The organism is Marinobacter maroccanus, assembly GCF_002933275.1.
GTDB classification, from domain to species: domain Bacteria; phylum Pseudomonadota; class Gammaproteobacteria; order Pseudomonadales; family Oleiphilaceae; genus Marinobacter; species Marinobacter maroccanus.
In genome coordinates this window covers 91,991-113,173 of record NZ_PSSX01000014.1, presented here as the reverse complement: position 1 = coordinate 113,173, position 21,183 = coordinate 91,991, and the positions used below count along the sequence as shown (strand labels likewise).

Here is a 21,183-nt window from a genome sequence, read left to right as displayed (position 1 = left end):
GGGCAAGAGGATTAGCATTCATAGGGACGGCGGTGGATTGGTTAATTTTGTTGTTTTGGCGAACTCAAAACTAACCGGTTTTACCGCCGTCTCCTACTTTTTCACGCTAACCTGCGATGAACCCAAAAAAAGCCCCGTTGATCGGGGCTTTTTCATGGCATCAGGTTCAGCTGAATTTCTTTTTCAGGGCCGCTTCCACCGCCGGATCGACAAATTCCGAGACATCGCCGCCCAGGGATGCAATTTCCCGGATCAGGGTGGAGGAGATGTAGGAGAGGTGATTGGCTGGTGTCAGGAATACGCTTTCCACTTCCGGCGCAAGCCGGCGGTTCATGTCGGCCAGTTGGAATTCATATTCGAAATCAGACACTGCCCGGAGGCCACGAAGGATCACGGTGGCGCCCTGTTCACGGACGAAATCGGCCAGCAGGTTGCTGAAACCGGTGACGCTGACATTGGGGAGGTGCGCGGTCGCCTGGCGGACCAGTTCGCAGCGTTCCTCAAGATCGAGAAGTGGCTGCTTCTTGGGGTTGTAGGCGATGGCGACGACGATTTCATCAAACATTCTGCCGGCCCGTTCGATCAGGTCGGTGTGGCCGTTGGTGATGGGATCGAAGGTGCCCGGATAGATGACTTTGGACATGCACAGCTCCTTTCTTTGCAAGAGCCTAGGATAGCAGCATTTTTTGGCCACCTGTAGTTGGCGGCCAGGGCATTGGTAAACGCATGTTTGCTATGCGGGTGGTGCCAGATGGAAGGGCTGATCCGGGAAACGCTACGAGCACCCCTTCGGGGTCCGGCCAGCAATCACAGATTGCTGTCGTTCGCCTGCGCATGAAGCTTCGCTTCATAATCGCTTGTCTCACCCATGTGCGCTTGAGCGAAGCCATCCCTGGCTTCTCACATTCCCGGATCAGCCCTTCCAGCCGGCCCTGTCATCCCCGTGCAGGTCTCCCCGAGGGGCAGCGTTAGCCGGATGATCAAGACAGTCTCTGCGCAAGCCTGGCGCTGTTTCTCGCTGCCAAAGCATACACCGACAGCTGCGGATTTGCGCCAATGCTGGTGGGGAAGATCGAGGCATCATGGACGCTAAGGTTGCTGACCTGGTGGTGTTCGCCAAAGCCGTTGACGACCGAGTTTTGTGGGTTGCTTCCCATGGCACAGCCGCCCATCTGGTGGGCGGTGAACAGGCGGACCCGGTGGGGTGCCATGGGTAGTTGGTTGATGGCGGCTTTGGCGTCGGTCCAGTTGGTGTACCAGTCGGAATCCAGGTGCATCAGGCGGACTTTGTCGGCGCCGGCGGCGAACTGGATTTCGGCCATGGTGTGGAAGGCTTCTCGGATGCCGGTCCAGAGGTAGTCGGTGACCGGGTAGTCCAGTACCGGGCTGCCGTCGTCGCGGAGGGAGACGGTGCCGCCGGGGCTGTCGGGGTGGAAGCCATCCCGGAGCAGGGCGATGGTGGACTGCATGTGGGGCAGGCCGGCCATGTTGTTGATCTGGTTCTCTCCGTGGCCGGGGATCACGCCGCTGGACATGCCAGGGTGTAAAGGCGGCACTTCCAGCTTGTAGCCAACCGGGCCGTCAACGCCGTTGCGGAAGTTGAATTCGTCGGAGTAGATCGATTGTGGCGCGCCGTAGTATGGGTCGACCCGTTGCGGCATCTGGGCGACGGTGGCGTTGACCGGGTGGATGAACGACCGCTTGCCGACACGCTGGTTCGGGTCTGGAATCTCGGAGCGAAGCAGAAGGCCGGGGCTGCCGATGGCGCTGGCGGCGACCACGAAGTGTCTGGCTTTGAGGTTGACCTTGATTCCGGTCGGGGTGACGCCGTCATCGGCAAACGCAGAGGCTTCCAGGTGGTCGATCTGGTCCTGTTTCATGACCAGGCGGTCGGCGCGCAGGCTGTGGAACAATCGGGCGTTGTTGTCGAGTGCCCCCGGGATCGTCGTCATCAGCGCGCCCTGTTTGGCGTTGGTTGGGCAGCCGACGCCGCAATACCCCAAGTTCCAGCAACCTTTGACGTTGCGGGGAATGATCTGCCAGCTGTACCCCAGTTTCTCGCAGCCCTGGCGCAAAATGTCATTGTTGACGTTGGGATCTGCCTGCCAGGGTGACATGGAATGCCGTTCTTCCCGGCCATCGAACCAGGGCGCCATGGCGTCTGGCCGGAGTTCTTCCAGTCCGAACTGGTCGGCCCAGTAATTCAGGGTCGGCGCCGGTGTGCGGAAGCTGCTGGTCCAGTTCACGGTGGTGGAGCCGCCAACGCAGCGGCCCTGCAAGATGGCGATCGCCCCGTCCCGGGTGACCCGGCTCATGCCTTCCTGATAGAGGTTGGCATAGGAGGTTTGCTCGTCCATCTTGAAGTCTTTCTGGTAGTACAACCGGCCCTCTTCAACCAGAATTACGGACAATCCGCTGCGGGCCAGAATCTCGGCGGTGGTGCCGCCACCGGCGCCGGTTCCGATAACAACAACGTCGGCTTCCGTGGTCAGGTGTTCCGTCAGGTGGGCACCATCGGTAACATTCCAGCCTGATTCCAGGCCCCGGGCAATACGATCGGTTAATGACATGCTTGGCTCCGTCAGATCAGCTGGCAATCAGGCATTTTGGAATTGTGGCAATGCGTCGACCGCATATTGCGGCGGCCCGGGATAGCCGGACAGATGCCAGAAATCCCGATAGCCATAGAACGCCACGTTGCTGATCTTGGTCAGGGCAATGTAGCCATTGTTGAACAGCCCGATGCGGCTGGTGCGCCAGCGCTCAAGAAACGCATCCGCTTCCGCCGTGGTTACGTTCGGCCAGCTGGACCAGACCCGGGCAACGGTCACCCGGGTCAGCCCGAAGTTCAGCAGATCAAAGAGTTGCCGAAGTTCCTTCTGGTTGGCCGGCCCGAACTTGTGGATGCCGGCATCAATACGTTCAATGGTCCCGGCAATTGCCATGTTTCTAGCCTGGGACTGCTCTGGCAAACCCGGGCCAATCATGGCGGGCAGCAAAGCCTCGAACAGCGCAATGTCATCCTCGTTCAAAAACCGGAACTGGTAGCTGGCGTCCATCCGGGTGCCAACGGCACTCAGCCGACCTGCCGGCTCGGTGGCACAACCACTCAGCCCGGCGGTGACACTGACAGTACCCAGGAAGAGGGCACCGCTCAGTCCGGTTTTCAGAAAGCTTCGGCGGTTGAGATCGGTAAATTGGGGTTGTCCTGATGAGTCAGGAAGAGGGTGATTCATGGGTGGATTCTCATTTTTATTGTATTGAAGGCACTGAAACTGTCAGATCGTCGAGGGCTGGTGCTGCCTTCCGAAACTGTGCAAAACAGGGATGTTTTGCTCAAGCCTACACGGACGTATTAACGGCGTGTTTCGGAAGGCAGCGCCAGCGCTCGACAGGCTACCAACTGTGAGTCCTAGCGGATAAAGAACTTGTAAACCAGCTTGTGCGCAGTCGTCCCGTGGGGCGCATAGACAAACTTGCCGCTGTTGAATTTCTGCTTGGTAAAAATGGCCCGGTGATGGGAGAAGGTCAGGAACCCTTCGCGGCCATGGTAGTGCCCCATGCCGGAATCGCCGATACCACCGAATGGCAGATCGTCCTGGGCCACGTGCATCAGCGAATCGTTGATGCACATGCCACCGGAATGGGTGTTATCCACCACATGCTGCTGCTGGGTCTTGTCGTAACCGAAGAAGTACAGGGCCAGGGGCCGCGGACGATCGTTGATGTAATGGATGGCCTCGTCAAGGCTGCCGTAACTCACGACCGGCAGAATTGGACCAAAGATCTCATCCTGCATCACCTTCATGTCCGGCGTGGTTTTCAGGACCAGCGTCAGCGGGATCTTGCGGGTGCCATCCTTGAGGTTTTCCCGGGCCAGGTTGATCTCCACCAGTTCGGCGCCTTTCTGCCGGGCGTCCTCAAGGTAACCCTGCAGTCGATCGTATTGCCGCTCATTGATGACGGCAGTGAAATCGTCGTTGTCCCGCAGGCTCGGATACATCTCGGAAAAGCGGGCGCGGATTTCGTCGACAAACGACTGTACCCGGTCGGCGGGGCACAGCACGTAATCTGGCGCCACGCAGGTCTGGCCAGCGTTGAACGCCTTGCCGAAGGCAATGCGCTGGGCGGCGTCTTCCATTGGCACGTCCGGCGAGACCACGGCCGGGGACTTGCCGCCCAGTTCCAGGGTAACCGGTGTCAGGTTCTCCGCTGCCGCCTTCATGACCAGCTTGCCCACCGATGTGGAGCCGGTAAACAGCAGGTGATCAAACGGCCGCGAAGAGAAGTCTGCCGCCACGTCGGCCTCGCCATTGATCACCGAGACCAGATCTTCCGGGAAGCTAGCTTCGATCAGTTCCTTGAACAGGGCTGAGGTATGGGGTGTGTACTCCGACATCTTGATCATGGTCCGGTTGCCCGCGGCCAGGGATGCGACCAGCGGGCCTACCGCCAGATACAAGGGGTAGTTCCAGGGCACGATTACACCCACCACACCTTTGGGCTGATAGTGAACCTTGTTGCTGGCGGGCTGGAACAGCACCGATACGTGGCGTTTAGATGGCTTCATCCAGCCGCTGAGGTTTTTCAGGGTGTAGTTGATGCCCTGGATCGACGGCATGACCTCGGCAATCAGGGATTCGTCTTTCGAGCGGCAGCTGAAATCGCGATCAATGGCTTCCAGCAGCCGATCCTGGTTGCCCAGCAGAACCCGCTTGAGGCGTTTCAGATTCTCCTGCCGCTCGGCCAGGGAGGGCATGGGATTGTTGCGAAACGCCTTTTTCTGGTCCTCAAACACACGGTGGGTGTGCTGGATCTGCTTCTTGCTCTCGGTGAGCTGGACGACAGTGGCTCCCATGATGCTTTCTCCTCTTTAGCCCCGATCAGAGTCCGTCGGCGGCCTGTTATTTCCGTTATTGAACGACTGGCGAAAAAGTGTTCAATTTGCGTCTGAGGGTATTATTAGAGTATATACTCTAGTGAGTCAAGCGGAGGCGGGTGGCGAATCAGGCCATCTGTGAGCTGTACAACAACAAACGCCGACGGGGTCTATGAAAACAAGAGACAAGATACTGCTCTCGAGCCTGGAGCTGTTCAACGAGCGGGGCGAGCGCAACGTCACCACCAATCATATTGCGGCGCACCTGGCCATTTCGCCGGGCAACCTCTATTACCACTTCCGCAACAAGTCCGACATCATTTACGAGATCTTCCTGGAATACGAAAAACTGGTAGATTTCTATCTGGATATTCCGGAAGACCGGGCCATGACCCTGGACGACATGACCTTCTATCTGGAGTCGGTCTTTGACGGTCTCTGGAGTTACCGGTTCTTCCACCGGGACCTCGAGTACCTTCTGGACAGCGACCAGAGGCTGCGGCAGGACTATCGTGATTTCACCAACCGCTGCCTGGCATCAATCAGTCGCATCTTCGAGAAGCTGGCGGAAGCGGGCATTATTGAACCTCAGGAAGAAGATCTGCGGTCTGCCATGTCGCTGAATGTGTGGCTGGTGATTACCAACTGGATGGCGTTCCTGAAAACCGCCCATGCGGCCGAGGAGTCCGCCTGCCTTACTCTGACGGAGCTGAAGCAGGGCATCTACCAGGTGCTGACCCTCGAGATTCCCTACCTGACTCCGGCGTATCGCGAACGGGTGATGGCCCTTAGAGAAAAATATCGCCCGGCACTGCACGACAGAGAGGATCCCGGTGCCGCGGCGTGTAAGTGAAACCCGAAAATCTGTTCAAAAAATGATCTGCTCTGGAACTTTCGTCGAAAACACGAATCATAAAGGTGACGTTGGGAATTCGGACATTCCTCGCGTCTCCTGAGTGCGATCTCAGGTTTTAGCACGTCGCAAACCCTGACGTTTCACCGGTCTGCTATCTGGCAGGCCGGTTTTTTTTATGCCTTCAGGTCGTGGTCTCTGCTTCTCCAGCATCACCCTCCAGCCACTCGATCAACGCCTCCCGGCATTCGTCCACGCCCCGTTTTGACGTTGCGGAGAACATGATCAGGTGCTCCACGCAGGTATACGCTTTCAGATCCCGGGCAATGCCCAGCATGGCGGTTTTGGCCTGGCCGAACTTCAGTTTGTCTGCCTTGGTGGCCAGAATCATCAACGGCAGGTTGTTATGCTCGCACCATTCCACCATCATTTGGTCAAAATCGGTCAGCGGGTGGCGGATGTCCATCACCAGAACCAGGCCACGCAGGCAGCGCCGGTCATTCAGGTAGTGGCCCAGGTGCTGTTGCCAGTCGTCTTTCATGTCCCTGGATACTTTGGCATAGCCGTACCCGGGCAAATCGACCATTCGGCAATTCTCGCGGTTGAGAGAGAAGAAGTTGATCAGCCGTGTGCGTCCGGGGGTCTTACTGGTCCGGGCCAGCTTGCCGTTGGCAGTTATGGCATTAAGCGCGCTGGATTTTCCGGCGTTGGAGCGGCCGGCGAAGGCGACTTCGGCACCGAAATCGGGCGGGCACTCATCCAGGCGGGAAGCGCTGATGAGAAATCGGGCGCTGTTAAAAGAGAGGCTTTTTTGAGTCAGATCAGGGTCCACAGCGGTTGGCTTTCCTTTGGATTTCAGTTATCAGGGATTAATGTATAATGCTACACCAATTCCGGGCGGCGCGCTGCGCGCGACCGCTGTCAGCCCCGGTTTTGAGCCTGACTGGTCAGCGCCTACCGGCTGCATAGCGAAGAATACCCTTAAAAGATGAGAGAAGCGGAGCGAGCATGAAAAAACTGATCGCAGGAGTAGTTCTCGGTGTTGGCCTCACGGCGATGGCGCACGGGGCGGGAGATCCTCAAGCAGGCGAACAGAACGCAGCGGTATGTGCCGGTTGTCACGGCCAGAATGGTGCCAAGCCCATTATGGGAGCCTATCCCAAGCTGTCCGGTCTGGGCGAGAAATACCTGTATCGCCAACTGGTGTTGATCAAGGATAAAGAGCGGAATATCGCGGAAATGACCGGTATTCTGGATAATATGAACGACCAGGATCTGCAGGATCTGGCGGCCTACTTCAACGCCCAGGACATGGTGGTTGGTCAGGCTGACCCGGATCTGGTCGATCAGGGTGCGGCACTTTACCGTGGCGGCAACATGGCAACGGGCGTCCCGGCCTGTGCCGGCTGCCACAACCCGCAAGGCGTTGGCAACGAGCCCGCCGGCTACCCGGCGCTCGGCGGTCAAAACGCAGAGTACCTGGTCAAGCAGTTGAATGCCTACCGGGATGGTGCTCGGGATTCTGGCGCCAACGCATCGATCATGATGGACGTCGCCTCGAAGCTGACCGATGCCGAGATCGAAGCGGTCTCCAGCTACATCTCCGGCCTGAACTAAGAAGCCGCCGGTTTGCAGCGAGAAACCCCGCCTGGTGCGGGGTTTTTTGTTGCCTTTCGTTTCTGTAACTGCCGACCAGTGGAACTTTTCAGGTACGCTGGGTCATAATCCTCCCAAAACGATATTCAGATAACCGGAGATTTTTCATGTTTCGATCCTTCAGAACGGCTTTTCTGCTCCTGTTGGCACTGTCTGTTTCTGGCCTGGCCAACGCCGCAGAGTGGAAAGAAGGTACCCATTACAACCGGCTGGATAACCCGGTAAGAACCGACAGCGATTCCGGTGTGGAGGTAGCGGAAGTCTTCTGGTACGGCTGCCCCCATTGTTACAATTTCAAGCCCCTGGTTGAGGAGTGGGCGGCCAATGCGCCTGATTACGTCAACTACGTGAAGATCCCTGCGGCACTGGGCAGAAACTGGGAGCCTCACGCCTACGCCTTTTACGCCCTGGAAGCCATGGGTGAGCTGGACAAGGTGCACGACGCCCTGTTCGATGCGCTTGCTGGCGAGCGCCGCCCCCTGAATACGCCGGAAGCCCTGGCCGACTTCGTCGCGGGTTATGGCGTGGATCCAGATGAATTTGTCAGCACCTACAAAAGCTTTGGTGTGAATGCCCGCATGCAGAAGGCCCAGTCGAAAATCCGCGGCGCGCGCATCACCGGAACTCCAACTATGCTGGTTAATGGTAAGTACACTGTCAGTGCATCCATGGCCGGCAGCCACGAGGCCGTTCTGGACGTGGTGGACTACCTTGTCGCCAAAGAGCGGGGCGAGGTGGAGTAAGGCCGCGCCAATACGCCAGAGCCGAGAACAACAAGCAGCCGGCCGGTTGAGACCGCCACTATGTACAAGCATATAAGAAAGCAGTTGAATGGCATCCTGAAGCCGGCCGGCGGGCCCAGGGGTGCCTGCTCCGGGACCGAGCATGTTCCCGAGTTCGAGCCGCAGCGACACATCCGCCTGCTCACCTTCAACATCCAGGTGGGTATCAACACCTCCTCCTATCGCCATTACCTGACGCGAAGCTGGCAGCATATACTGCCTCACCGTAATCGCATCGAAAATCTGGACCGGATTGCATCCCTGCTGCGCGGGTACGACGTGGTGGCTTTACAGGAGTGCGACGGCGGCAGCCTGCGCAGTGGCTATATCAACCAGGTGCAGTACCTGGCGGAAGCGGCAGGTATTCCCTATTGGTACCAGCAGTTGAACCGGAATCTCGGGCAGATTGCCCAGCACAGTAACGGTCTGTTAAGCCGGTACCGGCCCCTGGATGTCACTGAACATAAATTGCCGGGTCTGATCCCGGGGCGGGGCGCCATCATTGCAAGGTATGGAACCGAGCATGATCCGCTGGTGCTGGTGCTGATGCATCTTTCCCTGAGCAAGACGGCCCAGCAACGTCAGTTGGGCTATATCCGGGAGTTGATTGCTGACTACCGACATGTTGTCCTGATGGGGGACATGAATGCCCACGCCGAGCAGCTGCTTACCCAGACTCCCCTGAAGGAAACTGATCTGGTGCCCCTGCCAGACACCGCCCACAGTTTTCCCAGCTGGCGGCCAGAGAAGGCCCTTGATCATATTCTGGTAAGCCCCTCACTGGAGATCCGGCGCTCCGAGGTAGTGAGCTATCCAATGTCGGATCACCTGCCTATCGCCATGGATGTGGCATTACCCGAGGGCTATCTGGAGAAGTTCTGAGCGGCGGCGAGCCACAAAAAAGCCCGGCGCATTGGCCGGGCTTTTTTGTGGCTGCCGGATCAGGAATTACTTGATCTTGGCTTCCTTGTACGCAACGTGCTTGCGGACAACCGGATCGTACTTTTTGATCTCGATTTTTTCCGGAGTGTTACGCTTGTTCTTCTTGGTCGTGTAGAAGTGACCAGTACCTGCTGATGAAACCAGCTTGATTTTCTCGCGCATGATGCGGCTCCTTAAAATTTCTCGCCGCGGGCACGAAGATCGGCCAGCACAGCGTCAATGCCTTTTTTATCGATGATGCGCATGCCCTTGGTGGACACGCGCAGCTTCACGAAACGCTTCTCGGACTCAACCCAGAAACGATGGTTCTGCAGATTCGGCAGAAAACGACGACGAGTGTGGTTCATCGCGTGGGAAACGTTGTTACCGGATACCGGACGCTTACCGGTAACCTGACAAACTCTGGACATACTTGCCTCCGACCTGAGCAATGGTCTCAATAATACGAATTCGTTTTTAATGCGTCTCTGGTTGCTAAGGAGCTATTACACCCCCATTCGCGCCTCTAAACTGAACGCTGCTCGCCAGACGCCGCCAGAAAGGGACGCTTTTATACCAGAACTGGCCCCCCAACGCAAAAAATTGTTGGGAATTTGGCCAGTTTTCCGGCATTGACGTGCATCGCTACATACCAGGCTTTACAGCAGACCCCGTTCGGCGAGCGATATTACCTCACCATGACCAATAACCATATGGTCAAGAACCCTGATATCCACCAGGCCCAGAGCCTCTTTAAGTCGACGGGTCAGGGAAATGTCGGCCTGGCTGGGTTCTGCCACGCCCGAGGGGTGGTTGTGAGCGAAAATCACCGCCGCTGCATTGTCCTCCAGGGCCTGTCGCACCACTTCTCGCGGATAGACGGCCGCGCCGTCGATGGTGCCCCGGAACAGCTCACGGTATTGGATAACGCGATGGCGATTGTCCAGGAACAGGCCGGCAAACACCTCGTGGGGGTATGTGCCGAGCCGACTGGTGAGGAAGCGGCGGGTGTCTTCGGGAGAGCGAAGGGGGTCTCCCTGGCGCAGTGGTTCATCCATGACCCGGCGGGCCATTTCCATGGCCGCCTGCACCTGGGCATATTTTGCCGTTCCCAGGCCTTTGACGCTGCAGAACTGGCGTTGGGAGGCTGTCAGCAGCCCCCGAAGCCCGGAAAATTCCTCAATCAGGTAACGTGCCAGGGCCATAACCGGCATGCCGGTGGTACCGGTGCGTAGAAATATGGCGAGCAGTTCGGCGTCGGAGAGGGTCTGCGCCCCGTGCGCGAGCAGGCGCTCGCGCGGGCGTTCGTCCGTGGGCCAGGTGGAGTCAGTCATTTTGGCTTCCTTGCGTTGTCGTGTCCTGCCCGGGTGCTTCCTGCACCGCGACGGGCATCTCAGGGTTACAAAGGTTACTTTAAAAAGTAACAATCGGTAAACGTATGCAGGGCCTGGCAGGCTGTCGCCCCGGCCTGAGCATGCTATCTTATAAGCCTTTCATTTTATGCGGAAACGGAGCCCCTATGGCCGCCAGACGAATCCTTCTGGGAGTGACCGGTGGTATTGCCGCCTATAAAAGCGCCGAACTGGTGCGTCAGCTGAAGAAGGCTGGCCATGAGGTGCGAGTGGTCATGACCCGGGGAGCGGAAGCCTTCGTGACGCCACTCACCTTCCAGGCCCTGAGTGGCGAACCGGTTCGGACGTCCTTGCTGGACCCTGAGGCGGAAGCTGGCATGGGGCATATCGAGTTGGCCAAATGGGCAGACCGGGTGGTGATTGCGCCGGCGTCGGCTGACTTTATTGCCCGTCTGGCTCAAGGTATGGCGGACGATCTGCTGACCACCGTTTGTTGTGCAACCGAAGCGCCTATTGCCGTGGTGCCTGCGATGAATCAGGCGATGTGGAGTAACGGCCGTACCCAGAGAAATATCCGGCTTCTGGAAGAGGATCCCCAGATCGAGTTATGGGGACCCGATCAGGGGGCTCAGGCCTGTGGCGATACTGGTCCCGGCAGAATGCTTGAGCCGGAGGCCATTTTCGGTCTCCTTGATCGCGGTCACACAGGAGTACTCTCCGGCAAGACAGTGGTCATTACGGCAGGCCCCACCCGCGAACCCATTGACCCGGTGCGCTACATAAGCAATCACAGTTCCGGGAAAATGGGTTATGCCCTCGCCAGCGCAGCGAGCAAGGCCGGCGCCCGGGTGGTTCTTGTCAGCGGACCGGTGGCACTGACGCCGCCTGCCGGTGTCGAAGTGCGGCAGGTGTTAACGGCCGAGGACATGTTGCGGGAAGCCTCTGCTGCCGCGGATGAAGGTTGCGACCTGTTTATTGCGACGGCCGCGGTGGCGGATTACCGCCCGGAAACCTGTGCCGGCGATAAGATCAAGAAATCCAGTGAGGCCATGGCGCTCTCGCTGAAGCGCAACCCGGACACCCTGGCAACCATTGCCGGGCGTGATGATGCGCCGTTTACAGTGGGTTTCGCGGCAGAAACTTCCGACGTGGCCAGCTACGCCACCGATAAAATGCAACGCAAGAAGCTCAACATGATCGTGGCCAACGATGTGTCGGCTCCGGGCTTGGGTTTCAACAGTGACAATAATGCGGTAACCGTGTTCTGGCCGGGTGGTCAGGCGTCTCTCGGGCCGGACAGCAAAACGAACATTGCCCGAGAGCTGGTGGCAATGATAAGTGAACATCTTGGTCAGGCCGCCCGCTGATTCAGCGAAGCGTACCCGATACCACAATCGACAGGATCCCTCATGAGCAGGAAAAATCTTCAGGTACGTATTCTGGATGACCGTATCGGTAACCAGATTCCCTTTCCCGAGTATGCCACCGAAGGCTCTGCCGGTCTTGATCTGAGGGCCTGCCTGGACGAACCGCTGACCCTGGAGCCGGGTGATACCCAACTGATTCGCACCGGGTTGTCGATCCACATCGCAGACCCGTCACTGGCGGCCATGATCCTGCCCAGAAGCGGGCTCGGCCACAAGCACGGCATTGTACTTGGCAATCTGGTGGGGTTGATCGATTCGGATTACCAGGGCGAGTTGATGGTGTCCTGTTGGAACCGGGGACGCACCAGCTTTACCGTGGACGTGGGCGAACGCCTGGCCCAGTTGGTGCTGGTACCCGTTGTCCAGGCCGATTTTGAGGTGGTTTCGGAATTTGACGCCAGTGCCCGTGGTGACGGTGGCTTTGGTTCCACTGGTACGCGGTGACCTGGAGGCCGGCCACGCAGAACCGCGCGCCGGCGTCTATACTTTGCGGGTAACTGCTTGTCCAGGACGATAAAATTACAAATGCAGGATGGACTATGAAGCTGGGTAAAAAGAAAGATGCCGACGCGTCCGTTGATGAAAAGCCATCAAAGAAGGCGGCAAAAAAGGAAAAGGCCAGTGCCTCGGGGCCCAAGCTCAAGCGGCTCAACTCCGTAGCGGTAAACCAGTCACTGGTCGTGGTTCTGGCGGGCGTGATTGCCGTTGCGTTGCTTCATTTTCTGGTGGTCCAGCCTTCGGCAAAGGAGCGCTTCGAATCATTGAAAGTCCTGGAGGCGGATGCTGCAGCGCTTCGTCTGAACCAGTATTTTGACCAGGTCCAGAAAAGCGTTGATGGCTTGGCTACCCAGCCGCACGTGATTCAGGCCCTCAACAGCCGGAACGAGATACCGGCAACCGAGGTGCAGCTGGCGGATTCATTGCCAGGCATTGAGGCGGTCCATCTGTTTCCCTACCGTGACATTCCGCGCACTTCCAGCAGTGACGGACTGCTGGGCTTCTCGGGCCTTGAACTCGCCCGACGCGCTGAAACCGGGCAAAGACTGTTCCCCGATGCCTTTCCCCGGGATAACCGATGGTTTGTCCAGATGGCGACTCCGGTACGTAACCCGACAAGCAATGCGGTCATCGGAAGCCTGCTGATCATTTTTGACTCCGGCCAGATCCAGCCGTTGCTGCAAGTGGTCAACTCGAGTCTCGGGGGGCAGCTGGCTCTGGTTCAGACTGTGTCCGGCTCGTCCCGGACGGTGGTCAGTAATGGCAGTGGCTCGGGAAATGCTGAGTCCCGGGGACTCAGCAATCCTGACTGGACGGTGACCTACACCCCCGCCAGATCATCCGCAGCGCCGGTGGACACGGTGATGATCGCCATTCTGGTCGGAGTTCCCGCCCTGATCGCTGCCATCATCGTCTGGGTGCTGCTGGGTGGTGCCCAGAAAGGTCTGCGCCAGGATGTGACCGCACTGATCCAGTGGGCCCACAAGGTGTTCGGCGGAGAGCGGGTGAAACTGCCCACTTTCCGCTGGGATATGGTGGCCTCAACCGGTGAGGTTCTGTACCGGTTGTCCCAGGTTGTCGACAAGCGGGTTGCCAAGGCCGCAGAGACGGCAAAACCCAGGCAGGCCGGTTCCGGAAAGTCTGGCGCAGGTGCCGCCAGCGGCAGCGATGAGCCCCTGTTCCAGGACAAGGACATGCCCGACATCGATATGCTTGATGGCGACGAGGATGTGCTCGGGTTTGGCAGCGGCGATGATACCGTCCTGGGTGCGGGTGACACCCCGGATGTAGAAGAGGTGGCCCTGCCCCAGGTGGAGCTGTCCCAGGATATTTTCCGGGCCTATGACATTCGGGGCATTGTCGGGGAGACCCTGACCACCGAGGGCGTAGAGGTCATTGGTCGGGCCATTGGTTCCGAGGCCCTGGAGCGCGGTGTCGACGGCCTCTGCATTGGTTATGATGGCCGCCACTCCAGCCCGGATCTCGCGGATGCCCTGGCACGCGGTGTGATGGCCGCCGGGTGTAACGTGATTCATGTGGGCGCCGTGCCCACGCCGGTACTCTATTTTGCCACCCACGAACTCCAGACCGGCTCCGGCGTTATGGTGACCGGCAGCCACAACCCGGCCAACTACAACGGTCTGAAAATCATGTTGGGTGGTGAAACCCTTTCGGGCGAGGCCATCCAGAAATTGTATCAGCGCATCCAGACCGGGGATTTTGCCAGCGGTCGGGGGAGTCAGAGCACCGAGGATGTTCGTCGTGCCTACCTGGACCGGATTGTTGGCGACATAGCAGTCGCTGCACCACTTAAGGTAGTGGTCGATGCCGGCAACGGCATTGCCGGTGAACTCGGGCCCATGCTGATCGAGGAGCTGGGCTGTGAAGTGATTCCATTGTACTGCGATGTGGATGGTGACTTCCCGAATCACCACCCCGATCCCGGCAAGCCCGCGAATCTCGCCGATCTGATTGCGAGGGTTGAATCCGAAGGGGCTGACATCGGTTTGGCCTTTGATGGCGACGGCGACCGACTGGGTGTGGTGACCAATTCCGGCAAGATCATCTGGCCAGATCGTCTGATGATGCTGTTTGCCCGGGATGTGGTGTCCCGGAATCCGGGTGCTGACGTTCTGTACGACGTGAAGTGCAGCCGCAGGCTGGCCGGTGTGATATCCGAAGCTGGTGGCAGGCCCATCATGTGGAAAACCGGTCATTCATTGATGAAAGCAAAAATGAAAGAGACTGGCGCCCTTCTGGCCGGGGAAATGAGCGGTCATATTTTCTTTGGCGAGCGCTGGTATGGCTTTGATGATGGCCTCTATTCCGCGGCCCGCCTACTTGAAATTCTGGGCATCGAAGACCGGCACAGCGATGAAGTCTTCGAGGATTTCCCGGACGATATCAGCACGCCGGAGCTGAATGTCGAAGTGACCGAAAGCTCCAAGTTCGACATCATTAAACGTCTCGGCGAGGCCGGCGACTTCGGTGACGGCAACATCAGCACTATCGATGGCATTCGTGTGGACTACGCCGATGGCTGGGGGCTGTGCCGGGCATCAAATACCACGCCAGTGCTGGTTCTGCGCTTTGAGGCGGAAACCGAGGAGGCACTGGAACGTATCAAGTCTGTGTTCCGGGACCAGCTGCAGAAGGCGGCGCCGGATCTGGTGGCGGATTTCTGATCCGTGAGTCCATCGGCGATTTTCAGACACGTATTAACTCAGGATTAACAAGGCGAAAACATGGCGCTGGATCGTGAAACAGCAATGCAGGTGGCTTCGGTACTGAGCCGGGGCCTGCCCTATATTCAAAGATTTACCGGCAAGACCGTGGTCATCAAATACGGCGGTAACGCCATGGAAAATGAAGACCTGAAGAGCAGTTTTGCCCGCGATGTGGTGCTGATGAAACTCGTGGGCATCAACCCGATTGTTGTCCACGGCGGTGGCCCCCAGATCGGCGAGTTGCTGGAGCGGCTGAACATCCAGTCCCGCTTCGTCAACGGTATGCGGGTGACCGATTCCGAAACCATGGATGTGGTGGAGATGGTGTTGGGTGGCCAGGTCAACAAGGAAATCGTGTCCCTGATCAATTCCCATGGCGGCATGGCGGTGGGGCTTACCGGTAAAGATGCCAACCTGATCCGGGCCCGTAAGCTGGAGGTGGTCAACCGTTCACCCGAGCTGGAGCGGCCGGAAATCATCGATATCGGCCACGTTGGCGAGGTCGCCAGTGTAAATGTGGACGTGATCGACATGCTCACCCGCAGCAACCTTATCCCGGTGATTGCACCGATTGGTGTGGGACCTGACGGCGCTTCCTACAACATCAATGCCGACCTGGTGGCGGGCAAGGTGGCTGAGGCCATGAAAGCCGAAAAGCTGATCTTGCTGACCAACGTGTCCGGGCTGAAGAGCAAGGACGACAAGGTGCTGACCGGGCTCACGGCCAAACAGGTCAACGATCTGATCGAGGACGGCACCATTCATGGCGGCATGCTGCCCAAGATCCGGTGTGCCCTGAGTGCTGTGGAGAACGGCGTCCGCACCTCTCATATTATTGACGGCAGGGTCGCTCACGCGTGTCTGCTGGAGATCTTCACCGATGAGGGTGTCGGCACCCTGATTTCCCGTAACTGACGGCACCCGACAAGGAGTCTCCGGATGAAGCGCCTGCTCGCGACGCTGGTAATACTGGTTCTGATCGGCTTCGCCGCGTTCAAGGCGGGTGTCTGGTGGCTGGCAGACCAGCGCATGGCCGAAGCAAGACAGACGCTGGAACCCTATGGTGTGCTGCATCGGGGCAGCATCAGTTCCGGCGTTGAGGGTCGGTTGGTTCTGAACGGCGCCAGCTGGCAGGATTTTGAGCTTACCCAGCCGCTGGGCATTACCCGGGCAGAGCTTGATACCGGCTCCACCGTCAGCTTGCTGTCTGCTCTAGTCGATCCCAATACTCTGCCGGCCCAGTGGACCCTGAGACTCGATGGCCTGGGCCTGACGTTGGATCCGACCATGCTCCGGAACTGGGTAACCGCAGAGGGTGCCAACAGCGATGGTGATCCGGCGTTGTTCGTCCTTTCCTGTGCGCCAGATCCCCGCCAGCAACTGGGGAGTGGGGATCTGATCCGGATGGGCGTCACAGCGCTTGCCGGAGACGGTTTCGTCCGCCAGAACCCGGGCAAACTCCACGCCGAGCTGAACACCATCAATACCGGCAGCCTGGAACTGGACTGGCCCGAAGCCCGAATCCGCGTACAGGATTCGGAGGTGTCGGTTGCCAGTGGTTCCGAACCCATGAGCCTGACCGTTCGGGATGGCGGCCTGATGCGCCGCATTGCCGCCTATTGTGCCCGCGAAGCCGGCATTGAAACCACCGTATGGGCCGGCCGTGCGGTGGAGGCCCTGGCTGCCGGACTTGAAGCCCGGGGCCTGGCGGCCAGTGACCAGTTGAGAGCGCTCTACCGACAGTGGCTACTGGAAGGCGGCGAGCTCACCATGAACTTGCAGCCGGATCAGCCACTGTTCGGTGTTCCCGTCAGAGCGGGCGAGAGCGATGGCGAGGGCCCGAGCTGGCAAGTTCGTTACAATGGTGCAGGTGTGCCAGACGTCTATCTGACCGAGGCTGAGCCTGTTATGCAGGAAACGCCAGAGGTGGCGGTTGAGCCGGTGGTGCCAAGGGAAGATCCAGAGACTGAAAGCTGGCATCCCGCGGACCTCGAGAACGCCGGACAATGGATTGACCGGCAGGTCCGGGTAACCCTCTCAAACGACAATGTTGTCGAGGGTCGTCTGGTGAGCGTCAGCGAACGGGAGCTGGAAGTGGCTCGCGTTGTTGCTGGTGGTGAAGTCGCCTATCCGATGTTGATCCGGGCCATCGTCAACTTTGAAGTCTGGCGGCGCGGCCGTGCACAATGATTCCATCGGGAATCTGAGAGGAAACTATGTCGCAGTCCGATAGCAAATCCGCAGTGGTGCCGGGCATTCGTGACATGCTTGCCCGCCTGATATCGCTGCCCTCCATCAGCAGCGCGTCGGCGAAGTGGGATCACAGCAACGAGCCGGTGGTGCGAACCCTGGCGGAGTGGCTGGAAGCCCTCGGGTTTGCCGTGGAAATCCTGGAAGTACCCGGGATGCCTGGAAAGTTCAACCTGATCGGAACCCTGGGCAGCGGCCCGGGTGGCCTTGTCTTGTCCGGCCACACCGACACGGTGCCTTTCGATGACAAGCGCTGGCAGAGCGACCCCTTTACCCTGACCGAGCGGGACAACCGCTGGTACGGGCTGGGTACCTGCGACATGAAAGGATTTTTCCCGCTGGCCATCGAAGCGGCCAGGGCCTTTGTCGACGAAGATCTCAAGCAGCCCCTGATCATACTGGCCACCGCCGACGAAGAGAGTTCCATGGATGGCGCCCGGGCACTGGCGGAAGCCGGCAAGCCCAAGGCCCGCTACGCGGTCATCGGTGAACCCACCAGCCTGAAGCCGGTGCGCATGCACAAGGGCATCATGATGGAGCGTCTGAAGTTCGAGGGTCAGTCCGGTCATTCCTCCAACCCGGCCCTCGGCCGCAACGCCATGGAAGGGATGCACGAAGCGCTCACCGAATTGCTGGCACTCCGTTCAGGCTGGCAGGAAAAGTACCGGAACCCGAACTTCGAAGTGCAGTTTCCAACCCTGAACCTTGGCTGCATCCACGGTGGTGACAATCCCAACCGCATCTGCGCCCAGTGCGAATTGCACTTTGACTTGCGCCCGTTGCCTGGCATGAACATGGAAACCTTGCGCCAGACCATCCTGAGCAAGGTCCAGCCGATCGCGGACCGCCGGGAACTGTCCCTTGAATTCGAGCCGCTCTTTGACGGCGTGCCACCGTTCGAAACCCCGGCCGATGCGGCCCTGGTGAAAGCCTGTGAGAAACTGACTGGCCATACCGCTCATGCCGTTGCCTTCGCCACGGAAGCGCCCTGGTTGCAGAAGCTCGGCCTCGAAACCCTGGTCATGGGCCCCGGATCGATCGATCAGGCGCACCAGCCCGATGAATTTATAGAGCTGTCTCAACTGGAACCAACCGTGAAGATTCTGCAGGGCCTCATCCGACAGTTTTGCCTTTAGGCTGGAGTCGGGGTCAAATAGGGGGCTGAACACTGTCGGGAGCCCTCTCCAAAACACGCCCGTAAATACGTCCCTGTAGGGCTCGGTCGCGCCATCCCTGGCGCTCCACGGTTTTGGAGAGGGCTCCCGACAGTGTTCGTCAGACTGAATTGCAGGCCGCGTAAAGAAAAAAGCTTGGAGTATTCGAATTGAAATCAAACGACTGGCTGCATGGATTCCGCCATTCATCCCCCTACATCAACGCCCACCGCGGGCGTACGGTTGTGCTGACCATTCCGGGGGATGCCATTGAGCACGGGAATTTCATCAATATTATCCATGACATCGCGCTGCTGAGCAGTCTCGGCGTGCGACTGGTCGTTGCCTTTGGTGCCCGCCCGCAAATCCAGACGCGGCTGGATGCTGCCGGAATCGAATCGTCGTTTTCGAAAGGTCTTCGGATTACACCGCACGAGCACCTCAGCATGGTGATGGAGGCCGTCGGTGGCCTGAGAGCCTACCTGGAGAGCCACCTTTCCATGGGTCTGGTGAATTCGCCGATGCACAATGCCCGTATCCGGGTGAGTGGCGGCAACTATGTGGCCGCCAAGCCTGTGGGTGTGCTGGACGGTATTGATTTTGGCCATACCGGCAAGGTGCGCCGGGTCGATGTGGCCGGCATCGAGAAACTGCTGGAGCTTGGTCACATTGTTTTGTTGCCGCCCATGGGCTATTCGCCCACCGGGGATACCTTCAACCTCTCCTATGAGGATGTCGGCAGCCAGGTGGCGGCGGCCCTTCAGGCCGAAAAGCTGATGGTGTTTATTGATGATCCCGGTTTGCAGGAAGAGGACGGTGCCCTGATCAGGGAGCTGTCGGCGCGCCAGGCGTCTGAGCGTCTGGCCTCCGGTGCGGTGACCGGTCACGATGCCGACCTCCTGAGGGCGGCCTGTGATGCCTGTGTGAAGGGTGTACGGCGCGCCCACATCATCAGCTATGTGGACGATGGCGCGTTGCTGAAGGAGCTTTTCACCCGGGACGGTGCCGGCACACTGGTCAGCGGCGATCACTACGAGCAGTTTCGTCAGGCCCGGGTGGAGGACATTGGCGGGATTCTGGAGCTGATCCAGCCACTGGAGGAACAGGGCGTTCTGGTTCGTCGTTCCCGGGAGATGCTGGAAACCGAGATTGACCGGTTTGTTGTGGCAGAGCGTGACGGCACCATCGTGGGTTGTGCCGCACTCTACAGTTACCCCGAGGAGGGTGCCGGCGAGCTTTCCTGTTTTGCCGTGGATCCGAACTATCGCCGGGCCGGGCGGGGAGATGAGATTCTGGCGATGGTCGAAAAGCTGGCCAGGGGGCAGGGCATTCAGAAGCTGTTCGTGCTGACTACCCAGACCGAGCACTGGTTTCGAGAGCGTGGTTTTCAGCCTTCCACCGTCCAGGCCCTGCCGGGGCCCAAGCTGGCCTCCTATAACACCCAGAGGAACTCAAAGGTGTTCTTCAAACCGCTGTGACAGGGCAGCCAGGTATTCGGACCTTCGGGGTTCGGGTTTTTCGGAGAGCGCCTCCACGGCCTGGTAAAAAGCCGGGAAATCGTAGTCTGCGTTCCGAAGCATCTGCCGGAACGCGGGTACATGCTGGTTGTACTGACGAAACAGCGCCAGGTTGGCATTGTTCAGGCTGACCGGTGCCGGCCCGAACGGCCCGGGTTCCGGCCAGCCTGCGGAAAGTTCCTGGTAGGCGAGAGCCAGGTCTTCGAGGATGGCGGCCTTGCGGTTTCGCAGATGTTGGTCTGGCAAGCTGTCCGCTTGAGCGTACAGGACTTCCAGTCGGGCGCTGAAGTCCTCCACCAGGGCAAGGGTCTGATTCCGGCGAGCCAAACGGCCGAGAGCCTCCCGGAACTGTCCGGGCTTTCCCTCTTCCGATAACCAGAGTCTGAGCCCTTCCAGCTCCACTGCGGTGGCGAAGCTTTCGTTAAATGCGGTGTCATCGGCAATGTAGACCACCCTGTGGGCCAGTTCATGGAACATCAGGGCGACCATGCGGTCCTCTGCCAGCCGGGTAAAGCCAGTGTGCAGCGGGTCATCAAACCAGCCGAGGGTGGAATAGGCCGTTACGCCACCAATGAACGTATCGAAGCCGTTGTTAAGGAAATTCGCCTCCTCGGCGCGAGCATCGTCCAGGCTGAAGTACCCCCGGTAGGCCTGGCAGCCAAGAACGGGGTAGCACCAGCGATGCGGTTCCAGCGAGAACTCCGGTACGGCCACCAGGTTTACCACCACCCAGGGTCTTTCAAGTTGCACGTAGTCGCTGAAGGCGCCTCCCACCGGCAGGGCCAATCGTTGTGCGGCGAATTCCCGGGCCTGTTGTGCCAGAGCGAGTTGTTCCCGCAGCCCCTGCGGTGTTGTGTTGTCTGAGAGGACCTCTTCCACCGGTTCCCCGGACATCATAAGGGCGATATGCCCACTGACAGCTTGCGAATAGTAGCCAATGGTCGAACAGCCGTTAAGCATTGTTACCAGTAGCAAAAGTAGATAGATCTGACTAAGCTGTTTCATGGGTCAGGATGTTATAGTGGGTTGGTTTGCCTGTGGGGGCCAGGCCGCTATAGTACAATCATGGTCTCTATAGTAGCAGCCGTTGGCATCCGCCATCGTTTCAGGGACGTGAGTCGGTACCGGGCAGTGTGTTCGGTGACTGGTCCGGCTTTGCGAGATATCA

Annotated in this window: 20 protein-coding genes; 11 read left to right on the top strand and 9 right to left on the bottom strand. The window is 58.8% G+C overall.

Translation table 11 applies throughout. The annotated features are described in order from the left end of the window. Nucleotides 1-166 precede the first annotated feature (166 nt). The 4 genes from coaD to KEHDKFFH_RS14855 form a co-directional block, all read right to left on the bottom strand. Nucleotides 167-643: a pantetheine-phosphate adenylyltransferase gene (gene coaD / locus KEHDKFFH_RS14870; protein WP_008173494.1), complete on the bottom strand. Its 477-nt coding sequence runs from the start codon at nt 641-643 to the stop codon at nt 167-169. Nucleotides 644-980: 337 nt separating this feature from the next. Beyond that, on the bottom strand, nt 981-2,570 hold the full coding sequence (locus KEHDKFFH_RS14865) for a GMC family oxidoreductase (RefSeq protein ID WP_104322623.1): 1,590 nt from the start codon (nt 2,568-2,570) through the stop codon (nt 981-983). A 27-nt stretch (nt 2,571-2,597) separates the two neighbouring features. Further along, nucleotides 2,598-3,236: a hypothetical protein gene (locus KEHDKFFH_RS14860; RefSeq protein WP_104322622.1), complete on the bottom strand. Its 639-nt coding sequence runs from the start codon at nt 3,234-3,236 to the stop codon at nt 2,598-2,600. Nucleotides 3,237-3,412: 176 nt separating this feature from the next. Further along, nucleotides 3,413-4,858: a coniferyl aldehyde dehydrogenase gene (locus tag KEHDKFFH_RS14855; protein ID WP_104322621.1), complete on the bottom strand. Its 1,446-nt coding sequence runs from the start codon at nt 4,856-4,858 to the stop codon at nt 3,413-3,415. A 193-nt stretch (nt 4,859-5,051) separates the two neighbouring features. Here KEHDKFFH_RS14855 and KEHDKFFH_RS14850 point away from each other — a divergent pair, with 193 nt between their 5' ends. Then, nucleotides 5,052-5,732, top strand: a complete 681-nt coding sequence (locus KEHDKFFH_RS14850; RefSeq protein ID WP_104322620.1) for a TetR/AcrR family transcriptional regulator — start codon at nt 5,052-5,054, stop codon at nt 5,730-5,732. 184 nt (nt 5,733-5,916) lie between these two features. Here KEHDKFFH_RS14850 and yihA read toward each other — a convergent pair whose 3' ends face one another. Further along, on the bottom strand, nt 5,917-6,564 hold the full coding sequence (gene yihA / locus KEHDKFFH_RS14845; protein ID WP_104322619.1) for a ribosome biogenesis GTP-binding protein YihA/YsxC: 648 nt from the start codon (nt 6,562-6,564) through the stop codon (nt 5,917-5,919). Nucleotides 6,565-6,740: 176 nt separating this feature from the next. Here yihA and KEHDKFFH_RS14840 point away from each other — a divergent pair, with 176 nt between their 5' ends. From KEHDKFFH_RS14840 to KEHDKFFH_RS14830, 3 genes are all read left to right on the top strand, one after another. After that, nucleotides 6,741-7,349 carry a c-type cytochrome gene (locus tag KEHDKFFH_RS14840; RefSeq protein WP_104322618.1) on the top strand — a complete coding sequence of 203 codons (609 nt, stop codon included), beginning with the start codon at nt 6,741-6,743 and terminating at the stop codon, nt 7,347-7,349. A 146-nt stretch (nt 7,350-7,495) separates the two neighbouring features. Further along, nucleotides 7,496-8,131, top strand: a complete 636-nt coding sequence (locus KEHDKFFH_RS14835; RefSeq protein ID WP_104322617.1) for a thiol:disulfide interchange protein DsbA/DsbL — start codon at nt 7,496-7,498, stop codon at nt 8,129-8,131. Nucleotides 8,132-8,191: 60 nt separating this feature from the next. Next, entirely contained in the window at nt 8,192-9,052 is an 861-nt protein-coding gene (locus KEHDKFFH_RS14830) for an endonuclease/exonuclease/phosphatase family protein (protein WP_104322616.1), read from the top strand. A 66-nt stretch (nt 9,053-9,118) separates the two neighbouring features. On the opposite strand, the gene rpmG is transcribed toward KEHDKFFH_RS14830, so the two are convergent. From rpmG to radC, 3 genes are all read right to left on the bottom strand, one after another. Continuing rightward, a complete protein-coding gene (rpmG, locus tag KEHDKFFH_RS14825) occupies nt 9,119-9,274 on the bottom strand; it encodes a 50S ribosomal protein L33 (protein ID WP_008173465.1) in 156 nt (51 codons plus the stop codon). A gap of 11 nt (nt 9,275-9,285) precedes the next feature. Then, the gene (rpmB, locus tag KEHDKFFH_RS14820; RefSeq protein WP_008173462.1) at nt 9,286-9,522 is read right to left on the bottom strand and encodes a 50S ribosomal protein L28; all 237 of its coding nucleotides are present in this window, start codon (nt 9,520-9,522) and stop codon (nt 9,286-9,288) included. Nucleotides 9,523-9,750: 228 nt separating this feature from the next. After that, nucleotides 9,751-10,425, bottom strand: coding sequence for a RadC family protein (radC, locus tag KEHDKFFH_RS14815; RefSeq protein ID WP_104322615.1), 675 nt, complete (start codon nt 10,423-10,425; stop codon nt 9,751-9,753). A gap of 185 nt (nt 10,426-10,610) precedes the next feature. Here radC and coaBC point away from each other — a divergent pair, with 185 nt between their 5' ends. From coaBC to argA, 7 genes are all read left to right on the top strand, one after another. After that, complete coding sequence (coaBC, locus tag KEHDKFFH_RS14810) at nt 10,611-11,810, top strand: bifunctional phosphopantothenoylcysteine decarboxylase/phosphopantothenate--cysteine ligase CoaBC (protein ID WP_104322614.1); 1,200 nt, start codon at nt 10,611-10,613, stop codon at nt 11,808-11,810. Nucleotides 11,811-11,852: 42 nt separating this feature from the next. Then, nucleotides 11,853-12,314: a dUTP diphosphatase gene (gene dut, locus KEHDKFFH_RS14805; RefSeq protein WP_064229788.1), complete on the top strand. Its 462-nt coding sequence runs from the start codon at nt 11,853-11,855 to the stop codon at nt 12,312-12,314. A gap of 95 nt (nt 12,315-12,409) precedes the next feature. After that, nucleotides 12,410-15,052, top strand: coding sequence for a phosphomannomutase/phosphoglucomutase (locus KEHDKFFH_RS20500; protein WP_104322613.1), 2,643 nt, complete (start codon nt 12,410-12,412; stop codon nt 15,050-15,052). Between the two features lie 60 nt (nt 15,053-15,112). Further along, the gene (gene argB / locus KEHDKFFH_RS14795) at nt 15,113-16,009 is read left to right on the top strand and encodes an acetylglutamate kinase (RefSeq protein ID WP_064229789.1); all 897 of its coding nucleotides are present in this window, start codon (nt 15,113-15,115) and stop codon (nt 16,007-16,009) included. A 24-nt stretch (nt 16,010-16,033) separates the two neighbouring features. Beyond that, nucleotides 16,034-17,284: an acetylornithine deacetylase gene (locus KEHDKFFH_RS14790; RefSeq protein ID WP_104322612.1), complete on the top strand. Its 1,251-nt coding sequence runs from the start codon at nt 16,034-16,036 to the stop codon at nt 17,282-17,284. A 26-nt stretch (nt 17,285-17,310) separates the two neighbouring features. Continuing rightward, nucleotides 17,311-18,480: an acetylornithine deacetylase gene (gene argE / locus KEHDKFFH_RS14785; protein ID WP_104322611.1), complete on the top strand. Its 1,170-nt coding sequence runs from the start codon at nt 17,311-17,313 to the stop codon at nt 18,478-18,480. Nucleotides 18,481-18,668: 188 nt separating this feature from the next. Then, on the top strand, nt 18,669-19,976 hold the full coding sequence (gene argA / locus KEHDKFFH_RS14780) for an amino-acid N-acetyltransferase (RefSeq protein ID WP_104322610.1): 1,308 nt from the start codon (nt 18,669-18,671) through the stop codon (nt 19,974-19,976). On the opposite strand, the gene KEHDKFFH_RS14775 is transcribed toward argA, so the two are convergent. After that, nucleotides 19,950-21,020 (bottom strand): aminopeptidase, encoded by a 1,071-nt coding sequence (locus KEHDKFFH_RS14775; RefSeq protein ID WP_104322609.1) that lies wholly within the window; start codon nt 21,018-21,020, stop codon nt 19,950-19,952. The genes argA and KEHDKFFH_RS14775 overlap by 27 nt on opposite strands. Nucleotides 21,021-21,183: the final 163 nt, after the last annotated feature.